General features: G+C 70.3%; 12 protein-coding genes. 8 read left to right on the top strand and 4 right to left on the bottom strand.

The window, feature by feature from the left end; genetic code table 11:
* Nucleotides 1-4: 4 nt before the first annotated feature.
* Nucleotides 5-478, bottom strand: a complete 474-nt coding sequence (locus R2K23_RS17270) for a gamma-glutamylcyclotransferase family protein (protein ID WP_316510784.1) — start codon at nucleotides 476-478, stop codon at nucleotides 5-7.
* A gap of 100 nt (nucleotides 479-578) precedes the next feature.
* Here R2K23_RS17270 and R2K23_RS17265 point away from each other — a divergent pair, with 100 nt between their 5' ends.
* The 3 genes from R2K23_RS17265 to R2K23_RS17255 all read left to right on the top strand — a co-directional run bounded on the left by R2K23_RS17265 (nucleotide 579) and on the right by R2K23_RS17255 (nucleotide 4,852).
* Nucleotides 579-1,994: an NAD(P)H-quinone dehydrogenase gene (locus R2K23_RS17265; protein ID WP_316510783.1), complete on the top strand. Its 1,416-nt coding sequence runs from the start codon at nucleotides 579-581 to the stop codon at nucleotides 1,992-1,994.
* Nucleotides 1,995-2,276: 282 nt separating this feature from the next.
* The gene (locus R2K23_RS17260; RefSeq protein WP_316510782.1) at nucleotides 2,277-4,007 is read left to right on the top strand and encodes a glycerol-3-phosphate dehydrogenase/oxidase; all 1,731 of its coding nucleotides are present in this window, start codon (nucleotides 2,277-2,279) and stop codon (nucleotides 4,005-4,007) included.
* 17 nt (nucleotides 4,008-4,024) lie between these two features.
* The gene (locus R2K23_RS17255; protein ID WP_316510781.1) at nucleotides 4,025-4,852 is read left to right on the top strand and encodes a pseudouridine synthase; all 828 of its coding nucleotides are present in this window, start codon (nucleotides 4,025-4,027) and stop codon (nucleotides 4,850-4,852) included.
* Here the strand turns inward: R2K23_RS17255 and R2K23_RS17250 are convergent, their stop codons facing one another.
* Nucleotides 4,853-5,542, bottom strand: a complete 690-nt coding sequence (locus tag R2K23_RS17250) for a TetR family transcriptional regulator (protein WP_316510780.1) — start codon at nucleotides 5,540-5,542, stop codon at nucleotides 4,853-4,855.
* A gap of 72 nt (nucleotides 5,543-5,614) precedes the next feature.
* On the opposite strand from R2K23_RS17250, the gene R2K23_RS17245 reads away from it, so the two are divergent.
* The 3 genes from R2K23_RS17245 to R2K23_RS17235 all read left to right on the top strand — a co-directional run bounded on the left by R2K23_RS17245 (nucleotide 5,615) and on the right by R2K23_RS17235 (nucleotide 8,418).
* Nucleotides 5,615-6,688 carry a ferredoxin reductase gene (locus tag R2K23_RS17245; protein ID WP_316510779.1) on the top strand — a complete coding sequence of 358 codons (1,074 nt, stop codon included), beginning with the start codon at nucleotides 5,615-5,617 and terminating at the stop codon, nucleotides 6,686-6,688.
* 18 nt (nucleotides 6,689-6,706) lie between these two features.
* Complete coding sequence (locus R2K23_RS17240; protein ID WP_316510778.1) at nucleotides 6,707-7,822, top strand: fatty acid desaturase family protein; 1,116 nt, start codon at nucleotides 6,707-6,709, stop codon at nucleotides 7,820-7,822.
* A gap of 167 nt (nucleotides 7,823-7,989) precedes the next feature.
* Nucleotides 7,990-8,418 (top strand): MTB12 C-terminal domain-containing protein, encoded by a 429-nt coding sequence (locus R2K23_RS17235; RefSeq protein ID WP_316510777.1) that lies wholly within the window; start codon nucleotides 7,990-7,992, stop codon nucleotides 8,416-8,418.
* 1 nt (nucleotide 8,419) lies between these two features.
* Here R2K23_RS17235 and nei2 read toward each other — a convergent pair whose 3' ends face one another.
* The gene (gene nei2, locus R2K23_RS17230; RefSeq protein ID WP_316510776.1) at nucleotides 8,420-9,172 is read right to left on the bottom strand and encodes an endonuclease VIII Nei2; all 753 of its coding nucleotides are present in this window, start codon (nucleotides 9,170-9,172) and stop codon (nucleotides 8,420-8,422) included.
* A complete protein-coding gene (locus R2K23_RS17225) occupies nucleotides 9,172-13,734 on the bottom strand; it encodes an ATP-dependent helicase (protein ID WP_316510775.1) in 4,563 nt (1,520 codons plus the stop codon). The genes nei2 and R2K23_RS17225 overlap by 1 nt, the downstream gene beginning before the upstream one ends.
* A gap of 241 nt (nucleotides 13,735-13,975) precedes the next feature.
* Between R2K23_RS17225 and R2K23_RS17220 the strand changes: the two genes are divergently transcribed.
* A complete protein-coding gene (locus tag R2K23_RS17220; RefSeq protein ID WP_316510774.1) occupies nucleotides 13,976-14,239 on the top strand; it encodes a hypothetical protein in 264 nt (87 codons plus the stop codon).
* A gap of 50 nt (nucleotides 14,240-14,289) precedes the next feature.
* Complete coding sequence (locus R2K23_RS17215; protein ID WP_316510773.1) at nucleotides 14,290-14,640, top strand: heme-binding protein; 351 nt, start codon at nucleotides 14,290-14,292, stop codon at nucleotides 14,638-14,640.
* Nucleotides 14,641-14,651: the final 11 nt, after the last annotated feature.

Here is a 14,651-nt window from a genome sequence, read left to right as displayed (position 1 = left end):
GCCGTCAGGTCCCCGGACCGATGTTGCTGGCGGGCCGGGTCCGCAGGTCGTGGACGTACTCGGGGGGCGCCCCGGCGATCTCGGCGGCCTCGGCCATCACTCCCAGATAGCGCGCCGACGGGATGCCGCCCTCCCAGGCGTCGACGACGTAGAGCCAGGCCAGCACCGGGCCGGTGTCGGTGTCCGAGGTCTCCCGGTGTACCCGGCAGCGGATCTTCTTGTGCACGCCGAGTTCGGAGCCCTCCCAGCGGTCCAGGTTCTCCTCGTCCTCTTTGGTCATGTCGTAGAGCACGACGAAAACCTTCGACTGCGGGTCCTCGACGACGGTGGCCAGCGCGCCTTCCCACCCGATGTCCGCACCGCCGAAGGTCAGCCGCCAGCCGTGCAGCCAGCCGGTCCCGGCCATCGGGGAGTGCGGTGCCCGTTCCAGCATCTGCTCTGGATGCATGTTGGACCCGTAGGCAGCGTAGAGCGGCACGGGGGGAATCTTAGACGGACAGCGAGCGGGAGCGCCGACATCCGCCGCCCGGGCGACGTCGCGGCCGCGGTTGGCCTAGGTTGAACCACGTGGAGCAGCTGTGGTGAGACGCATCGTGATCATCGGTGGTGGACCGGCCGGCTACGAGGCGGCCCTGGTGGCCGCCGGGTACGGCAAGGACGCCAACCACGTCACCGTGGTCGACTCGGACGGCATCGGCGGGGCCGCGGTCCTGGTGGACTGCGTGCCCTCCAAGGCGTTCATCGCCTCGACCGGGGTGCGCACCGAGCTGCGCCGGGCCGAAGGACTGGGCTTCGACATCGGCATCGACGCCGCGAAGATCACCGTCAGCCAGATCAACAACCGCGCCATGACACTGGCGGCCTCGCAGTCCGCCGACATCGGCAACCAGCTGCTCAACAGCGGCGTGACCGTGGTCAGCGGGCGCGGCGAGCTGGTCGACGACGTGTCCGGGATGGCGCACCACCGGGTCAAGGTGACCGGGTCCGACGGCCGGGTTGGCGTGCTCAAGGCCGACGTCGTGCTCATCGCGACCGGAGCCCGCCCGCGGGTGCTGCCCAACGCCGAACCCGACGGCGAGCGGATCCTGACCTGGCGGCAGCTCTACGGCCTCGACGAGCTGCCCGAGCACCTGGTCATCGTCGGTTCCGGCGTGACCGGCGCCGAGTTCTGCCACGCCTACACCGAGCTCGGGGTGACCGTCACCGTGGTGGCCAGCCGCGACCAGATCCTGCCGCACGAGGACAGCGACGCCGCCGCCGTGCTCGAGCAGGTGTTCGCCGAGCGCGGCGTCACGCTGGTGAAGAACGCCCGCGCCAACTCCGTGGAACGCACCGCGACCGGGGTGCGGGTGAACCTGGCCGACGGCCGCACCGTCGAGGGCAGCCACGCGCTGATGACCGTCGGGTCGGTGCCCAACACCAGCGGTCTGGGGCTGGAACGCGTGGGCGTCGAACTGGCCCCCGGCGGTTACATCCCGGTCGACCGGGTGTCGCGCACCCCGGCCGCGGGAATCTATGCCGCCGGCGACTGCACCGGCCTGCTGCCGCTGGCGTCGGTCGCGGCGATGCAGGGCCGCATCGCGATGTACCACGCGCTGGGTGAGGGGGTGTCGCCGATCCGGCTGCGCACCGTCGCGGCGGCGACATTCACCAGCCCGGAGATCGGGGCGGTGGGCATCCCGCAGAGCGCGATCGACGACGGCAGCGTGCCGGCCCGCACCCTGATGCTGCCGCTGAACACCAACGCGCGCGCCAAGATGTCGCTGCTGCACCACGGCTTCGTCAAGATCTTCTGCCGGCCGGCCACCGGCGTGGTGATCGGCGGAGTGGTGGTGGCGCCGATCGCCTCGGAGCTGATCCTGCCGATCGCGTTGGCGGTGCAGAACCGCATCTCGGTGACGGACCTGGCGCAGACGCTGTCGGTGTACCCGTCGCTGTCGGGCTCGATCGTGGAGGCAGCCCGACGCCTGATGGCCCACGACGACCTCGACTGATGCCCCCTGTTTTTCCAGCGCGAAGGTGCGCGTCCCCGGCCGACACGCCGGGCTGTCCCCGGGTTTACGCACGCTCGCGAGGGGCACACTCGGGGTGGACAGCACGTAACCTGAGTTCGGTACGGCCCAAGTAGCCCCGAGCAGCGAGGAGCACGCGTGGACGACGCAGCCAGTGAGGCACGAGCGGGCGGAGGAGTTACGCCATCTGGCCGCGTGGACGACGCAGCCAGCTGGGGTCCCCCGCTTGCAGGGGCGGCACGAGCGGGCGGAGGAGCCACACCTGTGGGCGTTCCGGACACGGATGCGGTGCTGAATCCCGCCCAACGCGCCAGGGCGTGGGAACGCCTCGGCTCCGAACAGTTCGACGTGGTGGTCATCGGCGGCGGGGTGGTGGGCGCCGGGGCCGCGTTGGACGCCGCCACCCGCGGGCTGCGCGTCGCGCTGGTCGAGGCGCGCGACTTCGCCTCGGGCACCTCGAGCCGGTCGTCCAAGATGTTCCACGGCGGTCTGCGCTACCTCGAGCAACTCGAGTTCGGCCTGGTGCGCGAGGCGCTCTACGAGCGCGAGCTGTCCCTGACGACGTTGGCGCCGCATTTGGTCAAACCGCTGCCGTTTTTGTTCCCGCTGACCAACCGTTGGTGGGAGCGGCCCTACATGGCCGCGGGAATCTTCCTCTACGACCAACTAGGCGGCGCGAAATCGGTTCCGGCGCAAAAGCATCTGACCAAGTCCGGCGCGCTGCGGTTGGCGCCGGGCCTCAAGCGCAGCTCGCTGATCGGCGGCATCCGCTATTACGACACCGTGGTCGATGACGCCCGGCACACCATGACGGTGGCGCGCACCGCGGCCCACTACGGCGCGGTGGTACGGACCTCGACGCAGGTGGTGGCGCTGCTGCGGGAGGGGGACCGCGTCATCGGCGTGCGGATCCGTGACTCCGAGGACGGCGCGGTCACCGACGTGCATGGCCACGTCGTGGTCAACGCCACCGGCGTGTGGACCGACGAGATCCAGGCCCTGTCCAAGCAACGCGGACGATTCCGGGTGCGCGCCTCCAAGGGGGTGCACATCGTGGTCCCGCGCGACCGCATCGTCAGCGAGGTGGCCATCATCCTGCGCACCGAGAAGTCGGTGCTGTTCGTGATCCCGTGGGGGACGCACTGGATCATCGGGACCACCGACACGGACTGGAATCTCGACCTCGCGCACCCGGCCGCCACCAAGGCCGACATCGACTACATCCTCGAGCACGTCAACACCGTGTTGGCCACCCCGTTGAGCCACGACGACATCGACGGCGTCTACGCGGGATTGCGCCCCCTGCTGGCCGGGGAGAGCGACGACACCTCGAAACTGTCGCGCGAACATGCCGTCGCGGTGCCCGCGCCGGGTCTGGTGGCAATCGCCGGTGGCAAGTACACGACCTATCGGGTGATGGGCGCCGACGCGATCGACGCGGCCGCGGAGTTCGTCCCGACCCGGGTGGCCCCGTCGATCACCGAGAAAGTGCCGCTGGCCGGCGCCGACGGCTACTTTGCCCTGATCAACCAGACCGAGCACGTGGGGGAGCGAAACGGGCTGCACCCGTACCGGATTCGCCATCTGTTGGACCGCTACGGCTCGCTGATCGACGAGGTGCTGGCGCTCGCGGCCGAGGACCGGGACTTGTTGGAACCCATCGCCGAGGCGCCGGTGTATCTCAAGGTGGAGGCGGCGTATGCGGCCGCGGCCGAGGGGGCGCTGCATCTCGAGGACATCCTAGCGCGCCGGATGCGGATCTCCATCGAATACCCGCATCGCGGCGTGGATTGCGCGCGCGAGGTGGCCGGGGTGGTCGCGCCCTACCTGGGGTGGACCGAGGACGACGTGGAGCGCGAGGTGGCGACCTACGTCGCGCGGGTGGAGGCCGAGGTGCAATCGCAGGCGCAACCCGACGACGAGTCGGCCGACGCGCTGCGGGCCTCGGCCCCGGAGGCGCGCGCCGAGATCCTCGAACCCGTTCCGCTCAATTGAAGGTCCCGCCGCTGCCGGTGCGTGACGGGTTGGGGCCGGCGCGGCTGCGGTTGCGCGGCGGCAACGTGCACGACGAACTTCAATCCCGCTTCGGGATCGGCGCCAAAGTGCTCGCCGGCGAGGTGGTTCTGCCGAACGGTGCGGTCGTCGATGCCACCACGTCGCTGCCCGCCGGGGCGCACGTCTTCTTCTATCGCGACCTGCCCGAGGAGGTGGAGGTCCCGTTCGAACTCCCGATCCTGCACCGGGACAGCGACATCGTGGTGGTCGACAAGCCGCACTTCCTCGCGACGATGCCGCGCGGCGCGCACGTAGTACAGACCGCGCTGGTCCGCCTGCGTCGGGAACTCGACCTCGACGAACTCGCCCCAGCGCACCGCCTGGACCGGTTGACGGCCGGGGTGCTGCTGTTCACCGCGCGCCGCGAGGTGCGAGGCGCCTATCAGACGATGTTCTCCCGGGGCGCGGTCGACAAGACCTATCTCGCGGTGGCCCAGGGCGAGCCGAGCGTGACGCTGCCGGCGGTGATCCGCAACCGGATCGTCAAGCGGCGCGGGCAGTTGCAGGCGGTCGTCGAACCCGGAGAACCGAACGCCGAGACGTTCATCGAGGCCGTCGGCGCGGACACCTACCGGCTGACCCCGCGGACGGGCCGGACCCATCAGTTGCGGGTGCACATGGCCTCGATCGGGGCGCCGATCGCCGGCGACCCGCTCTACCCGCAAGTCGAAGAGGTTGCACCAGAGGATTTTTCGACGCCCCTGCGGCTGGTGGCGCAGGCGTTGGAATTCGAGGACCCGATCACCGGACGGCCACGCCGATTCGTCAGCGCGCGCACGCCGTGATCATCGGCCCTCGGCGCGCCAGCCGATCACACCCACGGTGATCATCCGCAACTGTCGGACGGCGGTGCGCCGAATCTCCTCGATGGCAGCGGGATCCGTGGTGTCCTCCAGGGCCTCGGCAATGGAGATCATCGCGTTGACGAACAGCATCGCCAGGATGTTCAGATCCTCGCTGCTCCAGTCCGACAGCCCCGGGAACCGGGCCAGGTCGATGGCCAGTTCCGAGGTGAGCAGGCGAATCTCGGTGCGGATGGCGTAACGCAGCACCGCGACCCCGCTCGAGCGTTCGCGGGTGATGAATCGCCAGTGTTCGGGCCGCGCGGTGATGCCGCTGATCACGATGTCGACCGAGGAGTCGATGGTGCGGGTCGGGTCCAGCTTGCCGGCGCGCGCGCCGCGCAGCATGTCGCGCAGGGTGCGGAACGACTCGTCGATGAGAACCAGGCCCAGCGCCTCCATGGAGTCGAAGTGCCGGTAGAACGCGGTGGGGGCGATGCCGGCCTCTCGGGCCACCTCACGCAGGCTCAGCGCGCTGAAGCTGTCCTCGGCCAGCAGTTTGAGCGCCGCGTCGACGATCGCGCGCCGGGTGGCCTCCTTGCGTTCGATCCGGGAGAGGGCATCTCCGGCTCGCGATCCGCGGGAGGAGCGCCCGGACCGCGACGAATGTGATTTCGGAGTACGACTGTTCACCGAGTGTGAAACCTACCACAATGGGGCGGAGATTCATTGACGCGACGGCGCGTACTCCCGCACGGTGTACATATGTTCACTGAAACACGCAAGCTCCGTCTGTGGGACAAAGTGCTGCAATCGCCGCTGATGGGCGTGCTGACCGGGCCGCACGGCGTGGACAGCTATACCGAGCTGGTGGACCCGGCGTGGACGAGCCGCGAGGCCAGGGCCACCGTCCTGGCGGTCCGCCGGCGAACGCCGCGCAGTGTCACGCTGACCTTGGAGCCCAACCGTCTTGGCGAACGTATGTTCACCGGATTTCGGGCGGGCCAGCACCTCAGCGTCACCGTCGAGGTCGACGGCCGCCGCCATACCCGCTGCTACTCGCCGGCCAACGCCGAGAACGCCCGACTGATCGAACTGACGATCGGTAGGCACGACGGCGGCCTGGTGTCCTCGTACCTGTACGACCACGCCCGGCCCGGGCTGGTCGTCGGGGTGAGCGCGCCGGCCGGGGACTTCACCCTGGATCCGGGCGCCCGCCGGGTGCTGTTCGTCTCGGGCGGCAGCGGCATCACCCCGGTGCTGTCCATGCTGCGGACGCTGCGCGCCCGCGGCGGCGCGAGCGAGATCGCGTTCGTGCACTACGCCCGCGGGCCCGAGGACGTCGCCTACGCCCCCGAACTCGCCGCGATGGCCGACGTCCGGGTGTTGTACGGCTACACCCGCTCCGGCGCCGGCGACCTCGCGGGCCACCTGGAACCCGGCCACCTCGACGCCGCGATGACCGCCCCCGACGCGGTGTACGTCTGCGGACCCCAGGGGCTCCTCGACGCGGTGCGCGCCCAGCACCCGACGGCGCGGTCGGAAAGCTTCGTGCCGCCGGTCTTCGCCGTCGACCCGGGGGCCACCGGCGGGCGGGTGTCGTTCTCCGACAGCGCCGTCACCGTCGACGACGACGGCCGCCCACTGCTGCAGCAGGCCGAGGACGCCGGCCTGCGGCCCCAAAGTGGATGCCGGATGGGCATCTGCAACACCTGCACCCGCCGCAAGACCCGCGGTGCGGTGAAGAACCTGACCACCGGCGCGGTGTCCACCGCCGACGACGAGGACGTGCGGATCTGCGTCTCGGTTCCCGTCGGCGACGTCGACATCGCGCTGTAACCCCAAGGAGGCTCAACAATGACCGCCACCATCGACCCCACCGTCACCACCCCGGCCCAACGCACGCTGGAAAAGCGCGTCAACGGCACGACCGTGCGCCTGACCCCCGAACAGGTGGAGGCCTTCGGCGCCGAACTCGACGCCATCAAGGAGCGCGTGATCGCCGACCTCGGTGAGCGCGACGCCGGCTACATCCGCCGGATGGTCAAGGCCCAGCGCGGCCTCGAAATCGGCGGCCGCGCACTGCTGTTTGCCGGGATTTTTCCGCCGTTCTGGTTGGCCGGCACGGCGATGCTCGGGCTGAGCAAGATCATCGACAACATGGAGATCGGCCACAACGTCATGCACGGCCAGTACGACTGGATGGGCGATCCGGGACTGCAGGGCCGGGACTTCGAGTGGGACACCGCCTGCCCCGCCGAGCACTGGCGGCGCTCGCACAACTACTCCCACCACACCTACACCAACATCGTCGACATGGACCGCGACATCGGGTACGGCGTCCTGCGGATGAGCGAGGACCAGAAGTGGAGCCCGTACTTCCTGGGCAATCCGGTGTACGCGTTCCTGCTGATGGTGCTGTTCCAGTACGGGGTGGCGCTGCACGAGATGGAGACCGAGCGCATCCGGGCCGGTGAGATCACCGTCGCCGACAAGCGCGAGGTGCTCCGCGAGATCTGGGCCAAGACCAGGACGCAGACCCTCCGGGACTACGTGGCGTTCCCGCTGCTGGCCGGCCCGTTCGCCCCGCTGGTGTTCGCCGGCAACATGACGGCCAACCTGATGCGCAACGTGTGGGCGTTCATGATCATCTTCTGCGGACACTTCCCGGCGGGTACCCAGGAGTTCACCATCGAGGAGACCAAGGCCGAGACGCGTGGGCAGTGGTACTTCCGGCAGATCCTGGGGTCGGCGAACCTGACCGGCGGCAAGCTGTTCCACATCTTGAGCGGCAATCTGTCCTTCCAGATCGAGCACCACCTGTTCCCGGACATCCCCGCGCACCGGTACGCCGAGATCGCCGAGGAGGTCCGCGACATCTGCGGCCGCTACGGGATCCCGTACAACGCCGGTTCGCTGCCCAGGCAGTTCGCCTCGGTGGTGCGCAAGATCTTCCGGCTGGCGCTGCCCTAGCAAATCCCCTGCGCGAGCGGCCATCCAGGTACGGTTTCGGCTCGGATCCTGTACCAGGGTGGCCGCTCGGCGGCGTTCTGCTCACCAATTGCGCGGACGTAGGTCTTGCGGCGTCTTCGTCGGGGTGCTTGGGTGAGCCCGGACCTGACCAGGCGAGAGGCGGAAGCATGCGTGCGGCAATTGCGGCGATGGTGATCTTGGGCGCGGGCGCGCTCAGTGGTGCGGGACTGGCCGCGGCCGAACCGAGCGCGGCGCCGACGGCCGATCAGCTGACCTCGCAGTTGCAGGTGGTCCTCAACACCGGCGCCTCCGACGCCGAGCGCGCCGCCAAGCTGGAGGGCGGGCAGGCCGCCGTGCCCACGGCGAACAACATCGCCAACCAGATGAACCGTTACTCGGCGCTGTTCAACTGGCGCGTCCAAAACCCCACCGTCAACGGCGACCGGTTGGACGCCCAGCTGGCGGTCACGGTGCCGGTGATGGGAACCCGCACCCACGACATCTACTGGGTGCAGCAGGGCGGCGACTGGAAGCTGTCCAACGCCTCGGCCTGCGTGATCGCCACCCAGGTGGCGGCCACCGAATGCACCGTCTGAGCTAGCGCTGACAGGCCGGGCACCAATAGGTGACCCGGTCCCCGGAACGGTCGGTCTCGATCCGCGTCCCACAGCGGCGGCACGGCTCATTCGCCCGGCCGTACACCCACAGTTCGCGACCCCGGCGGGTGTCGCCGGTGGTGCACCGCTGCACCCGTAACCGGTTGGCCCACAACATCTGCTGGGTCCGCTGCATCAGGCGCAGCGGGTCCGCGACGGCGCCGACCGCCGTGTGCGGCCGCAGCCCGAACACGTAGCAGAGTTCGTTTGCGTAGACGTTGCCCACCCCGGCCAGTACCCGCTGGTCGAGCAGTGTTTCGGCCAGCGGACGGTCCGGGTCGGCCAGCAGGTTCGCGGCGGCGACGTCGGCGGACCAGTCGGGACCCAACAGATCGGGACCCAGGTGCGCGACGGTCTGGACATCGCCGGCGCGCTCCAGCACCTCCAGGACGCCGAGGTCGACCCCGACGGCACGCGAATCGGCGGTCTCGAGGACGATGCGGACCTTGTGCACCGGGACACGCACCCGGCCGGTCTGCCAGCTGCCGTCCATCTTCAGATGGGAATGGATACTGGCGTTGTCCACCCGGATGAACAGGTGCTTGCCGCGGCTAAGCACCTCGTCGACGACCTGCCCGCTCAAGTCGACGGTGGCGTAGCGGGGGACCCGGACGTCGCAGCGGGTCAGCGCCTTGCCCACCAATGCCGTCCGGAGTTTGTCGGCGGTCCGAAAAACGGTGTCTCCCTCGGGCATCAGCGCAGCCGAAGTCCGCGGGGGGTGTGGGCGAACCCGGCGCCGAGCAGCGCGGCGCCGGCGGGCGAATCGCGGTCCGTGAGCACCGGGACACCGTCGATGCGCTCGACCAGCAGGCCGGGAATGCGGCGCTGCGCCACCAGATCCGCCAGCGCCGCGGCGGCGGCGTTCTGAGCGCCGACGTCGGTGGTGAAGCTCAACAGCGACCGCCCGCCACGCTCGAGGAACCACGCCAACTCGCCGTCGACGAGGGCCACCAGCGCACCGGCCTTGCGGCCCGGTCGGTGCGCGTTGTCGGTGTCGGCCGGGCGGGCCGGCCAGGGCAGGGCCGCGCCGTAGGGGTTGGCGGGGTCGGTCGCCGCCAGCACCACCGCGGCACCGGCGCGGCGCTCGTCGTCGATGGTGTCGGCGAAGCCGCGCAACCGGTCCACCGTGTTGGCCGTCGCGAACTGCGCCCCGCCCAGCGATTCGACGAAGTAACCACGCTGGCAGCGGCCTGCGTCCTCCAGCGCGGCGAGCACCTTGTAGAGCACGGCGAAGCCGCCCGGGGTGTTCTCGGCGGCCACCGCGCCTCGGGTGAGTACGCCGTACCGGGCCAGCAACTGGTCGGCCGAAAAGTGCGCGCGCACAGTCGAATCCATCTCCACGGCGGGCAGCTGCGACCACCGACCGGCCACCGTTGGATCGGTGTCGCGGGCGTGCATGCCCAGGCCGGCCCCGACGGTAAAGTTGCGCATCCGCGGAGCGCGGCGGTGGCGATGCGCCGGGGCGGCGGATCGCCGGGCGCCGGGTCGGCGCTCACCGGCCAGCAGGGCCCGCACCGGAGCGAACGTGTCCCCGGTGACGTGCCCAGCCCAGATCAGCTGCCACAACGCTTCTTTGAGCTCCGTGGTGCCGATCCCGTCGGCGCTGAGCTGACGGAAGAAATAAGCGCCGCCGCCGCCCAACGCGTCCAGGATCGCCCGGTGCGCGTCGGTGTGTTCGAGCTCGGTCGGAGGCGACAACGACAGCGGGGCGGTGTCCGCGGCGTGGAAGGCGATCCAGCCGTCGCCGGTGGCCAGCGCGCCGGCACCGGACCAGATCACCTCGCCGGAGGCCAGCAGTTCGTCCAGCATCGCCGGCTGGTAGTCGCGCACCCGTTGCCCGAAGATCAGCGGCTCGACGGCCGAGGCCGGCACGGGCACCCCCGCCAGCTGATCAATCACCGTGGCGAGACCGTCCACGCCGGTCACCGCCTCGTCGCCCACCAGTTGCCAGGACGGCAGGAAGCGGGCGTACGCGGGGGTGCTGACCGGCTCGATCTGGGCGCGCAGCGCCGCCAGCGAGCGCCGGCGCAGGATGCGCAGCACCTCGGCGTCGCACCACTGGTCGCCGTGGGCGGTGTCGGTGGGCAGATCGGTGAACTCGCCGCGCACCAGCTTGCCGTCGATGGCCAGCCGGCCCAACACGTCGCCCGCCACCCGCAGGCCCAGACCGAACCGCGCCGCGGCGTCGGCGGTGGTGAACGGGCCGCGGGTGCGGGCGTAGCGCCCCAGGAGCTCGCCGAGCGGATCGACCACGGGTTCGAGGAACGCGGTCGCGACGCCGACCGGCACCGCGACACCGACCCCGTCGCGCAGCCGGGCGATGTCCTCGACCGCGGCCCACCATCGGTTGTCGGCGTAGGACACCGGCAGCGCCCGTTTGGCCGCGTGCAGACCGTCCAGCCACGGTGCGACCTCGGCGCCGCCGGCCCGTGCGGCGATCTCCTCGACGGTCAGCGGTCCGAGCAGGCGGAGCAGGTCGGCGATCCCCTCGGCGTCGCGGACGGCCCGCTCCGGGGTGAGGTGCTGCAGCTGCCGGGTGGTCGCGGCGATCACGTCGGTGTCGAGCAGTTCGCGCAGCTCGATGCGGCCCAGCAGCTCGGCGAGCAGGGTGGGGTCCAGCGCCAGGGCGGCGGCGCGCCGTTCGGCCAGCGGGCTGTCCCCCTCGTACATGAACGCCCCGACGTAGCCGAACAGCAGCGATGCCGCGAACGGTGACGGGGTGGTGGTCTCCACCTCGGTGACGCGCACCCGGCGCTGCGCGATGCGGCCCATCAGCGCCACCAGGCTCGGCACGTCGTAGACGTCCTGGAGGCATTCCCGCACGGCTTCCAACACGATGGGGAAGTCGGGGTAGTGCCGGGCCACGTCGAGCAGCTGCGCGGCGCGCTGACGCTGGTGCCACAGCGGGGAACGCTTGCCGGGGTGGCGGCGCGGCAGCAGCAGCGCCCGGGCGGCGCACTCCCGGAACCGGGACGCGAACAGCGCCGAACCGCCGACCTCGGCCGTGACCAACGGCTCGATCTCGTCAGGCTCGAAGACGAAAATGTCTGCCCCGGGCGCGGTTTCGGGACCGTTGAGGGTCTCGGGCAGGCGCACGATGATGCCGTCGTCGGATGCGGTGGGTTTCTCGTCGATGCCGTAGCGGTCGTAGATCCGCTTGCCGACGGCCAATGCCAGCGGCCCGTGTACCCGCAATCCGTAGGGGGAGTGCAGGATGACCCGCCAGTCGCCGAGTTCGTCGCGGAACCGCTCGACGAGCAGGGCGCTATCGGACGGGACGGTGCCGGTGGCCGATTTCTGCTCGTCCAGCAGTTGCCACAGGTTGTCTCCTGCGTACTCGTCGAAGCCGATCCGCGCGCAGCGCTCGTCGAACTCCTGGCGGTCGAGGCGGGCCAATTGGCCGGTGAACTCGCCGATGGCGGCCCCGAGTTCGGCCGGGCGGCCCACCCCGTCACCGCGCCAGAACGGCAGCCGCGCCGGCTCGCCCGGGGCCGGGACCACCAGCACCCGGTCGTGCGTGATCTCGGTGATCCGCCAACTGGTGGCACCCAGCGAGATCACGTCGCCGGGCCGGGATTCGTAGACCATCTCCTCGTCGAGTTCGCCTACCCGCGAGGGCTTCTCGGTGTCCGCGCTGCTGGCCAGGTACACCGTGAACAGGCCGCGGTCCGGGATGGCGCCGCCGGAGGTCACCGCCAGGCGTTGGGCGCCGGGCCGCGCGGTGAGGGTGCCGGTGTCGCGGTCGTAGACGATGCGGGGCCGCAACTCGGCGAACTCCGTGGACGGGTACTTGCCGCTCAGCAGGTCCAGGGTGGCCTCGAAGGCGCTGCGCGGCAGCGTCGCGAACGGGGCGCTGCGGCGGACGGTGTCGAACCACACGTCGGCGTCGAGGGCGTCGAGCGCGCAGGCCGCCACCGTGTGTTGGGCCAGTACGTCGAGCGGGTTGGCCGGCACCCGCATGGCCTCGATGGACCCGCCCAGCATCCGTTGCACGGTGACCGCGCAGCCGATCAGGTCGGTGCGGTGTTTGGGGAACAGCACGCCCTGACTGATCTCGCCGACCTGGTGGCCGGCCCGGCCGATCCGCTGCAGACCGCTGGCCACCGACGGCGGGGTCTCGACCTGGATCACCAGGTCGACGGCGCCCATGTCGATGCCCAGCTCCAAGCTCGAGGTCGCCACCACCGCCTTGAGTTGCCCGCTCTTGAGCGCGTTTTCGACCTCGGCCCGCGACTCCTTGGACACCGAACCGTGGTGGGCGCGGGCCAATATCGGCTCGGCGCCGAAGGTCTGCCCGCTGGCCATCACGTAGGCCGGGGCACCGCCGGCCACCGTGGGGTTGCGCGGCGCCGGTCCCTCGAGTCCGAGCCGCTCGGCGTGAATCTCGTTGAGCCGGGCGGTGAGCCGCTCGGCCAGCCGCCGCGAGTTGGCGAACACGATCGAGGAGTTGTGGGCCTCGATGAGGTCGACGATGCGCTCCTCGACGTCGGGCCAGATCGAGCCCTCGGCCAGGTTGGCCATATCCGGCACGGGCACCTGCACGCTGAGCTCGAAGGTCTTGGTCGCCGGCGGCGCGACGATGGTGGTCGCGGCGCCGGTGGCACCGGACAGGAACCGGGCCACCTCCTCGGCGGGCCGGACGGTGGCCGACAGGCCGATCCGCTGGGCGGGCGCTTCCAGCAGGGCGTCAAGGCGCTCGAGTGACAACGCCAGGTGGGCGCCGCGCTTGGTGCCGGCCACCGCATGCACCTCGTCGACGATGACCGTCTGCACTCCGGTCAGCGACTCGCGCGCGGCCGAGGTCAACATGAGGAACAGCGACTCCGGGGTGGTGATCAGGATGTCGGGCGGCTTGGCGATCAGTTCCCGGCGGCGGTTCGGCGGGGTGTCCCCGGAGCGGACGCCGACGCTGATGGCCGGTGCCGGCAGATTGTTGCGCTCGGCGATCCGCGCGATGCCGGTCAGCGGGGTCCGCAGGTTGCGTTCGACGTCGACGGCCAGCGCCTTGAGCGGGGAGATGTAGAGCACCCGGGTGCTGGGGGTGGGCGCCGGATCCTGGGCCAGGCGGTCGATGGCCCACAGGAAGGCCGCCAACGTCTTACCGGACCCGGTGGGGGCGATGACCAGGGTGTTGTCGCCGTCGGCGATCGCTGACCAGGCCTGGGTCTGGGCCGGGGTGGGTGCCACGAAGGTGCCCGCGAACCAATCCCGGGTGAGCTCGCCGAAGCGAGCCAGCGGATCACGTCGACGGGCCATCCCTCCATGGTGCCAAGTGAGGGTGACAATTTTGCATTGCCGAAGCCGCGCGCAGGTCACGGCGCCGTGTATACGATTCCATCGTGGTGGCGGGGGACTGGCAACCGCGCCCGCCGGCTGCCATGGTCGGGCGGCCCGGCACGGCCGCTGCGGCTGTGCCCCGGACCGCCCTGGTGACGTCGTTGTTGGGCGCCCGCGGGGGTGACTTGGCGGCCTATCGACCCTCGGGCAGGAGACCATGATGCGCAAGGCGTTTTCCCTCGCGGTGCCGGCTCTCGGTGTCATCGCGTGTTTGATGTTCGCGACCCCGGCCGGTGCGAGCGCGGACGGGGATCAGGTCGCGCCGAGCACGTACCCGTGGTGCGACTTCGATTGGTACTGCGACGACGACGATCTGGGCGTGCTGCTCGACGAGGGACCCGATCGTCCTCACGTGGACAACGACCTGCCGGGCCGTGATCGCCCTGATCGGGACCGGCCCAACCGCGACCGCGGCGGGCGGTGACCGTCCTGGTTTCCGGCTTGCACCAGATCCGACTACGCGAAGGAGCGGGTATGTCCGTTTTCGTTCGATCTGCAGCGTTTGCCGCGGTGGCTGTCGGGGCGCTGTTCGCGGCGGCCCCGGTTGCGCTCGCCGAAGACCCGCCGCCACCCCCGCCGTACTGCTCGGTGGGTGACATGACCGGGATCATGTCGGGGGTGTCGGCCTCGATGTCGGCCTACATGTTCACCCATCCCCAGGTCAACGCGTTCTTCACCAGCCTCAAGGGGCAGCCGAAAGAACAGCGCGCGGAACAGATCTCGACCTATCTGGACGCCAATCCGCAGGTTCGAGCCGAACTCACCGCGATCCGGCAGCCGATGATGGATTTCCGAGCCCGGTGCGGTGTCCCGCTCACGGATTGACCCGCCGAGTC

Source organism: Mycolicibacterium sp. MU0050 (assembly GCF_963378085.1).
GTDB classification, from domain to species: domain Bacteria; phylum Actinomycetota; class Actinomycetes; order Mycobacteriales; family Mycobacteriaceae; genus Mycobacterium; species Mycobacterium wendilense.
This window is presented reverse-complemented; position numbering and strand designations above follow the sequence as displayed.

Bases quoted from the DNA above. Each gene is read 5' to 3' on its own strand.
- R2K23_RS17245 (WP_316510779.1), top strand. From the start codon at position 5,615: ATGTTCACTGAAACACGCAAGCTCCGTCTGTGGGACAAAGTGCTGCAA.
- R2K23_RS17240 (WP_316510778.1), top strand. From the start codon at position 6,707: ATGACCGCCACCATCGACCCCACCGTCACCACCCCGGCCCAACGCACG.
- R2K23_RS17235 (WP_316510777.1), top strand. From the start codon at position 7,990: ATGCGTGCGGCAATTGCGGCGATGGTGATCTTGGGCGCGGGCGCGCTC.
- nei2 (WP_316510776.1), bottom strand. From the start codon at position 9,172: ATGCCCGAGGGAGACACCGTTTTTCGGACCGCCGACAAACTCCGGACG.
- R2K23_RS17225 (WP_316510775.1), bottom strand. From the start codon at position 13,734: ATGGCCCGTCGACGTGATCCGCTGGCTCGCTTCGGCGAGCTCACCCGG.
- R2K23_RS17220 (WP_316510774.1), top strand. From the start codon at position 13,976: ATGCGCAAGGCGTTTTCCCTCGCGGTGCCGGCTCTCGGTGTCATCGCG.
- R2K23_RS17215 (WP_316510773.1), top strand. From the start codon at position 14,290: ATGTCCGTTTTCGTTCGATCTGCAGCGTTTGCCGCGGTGGCTGTCGGG.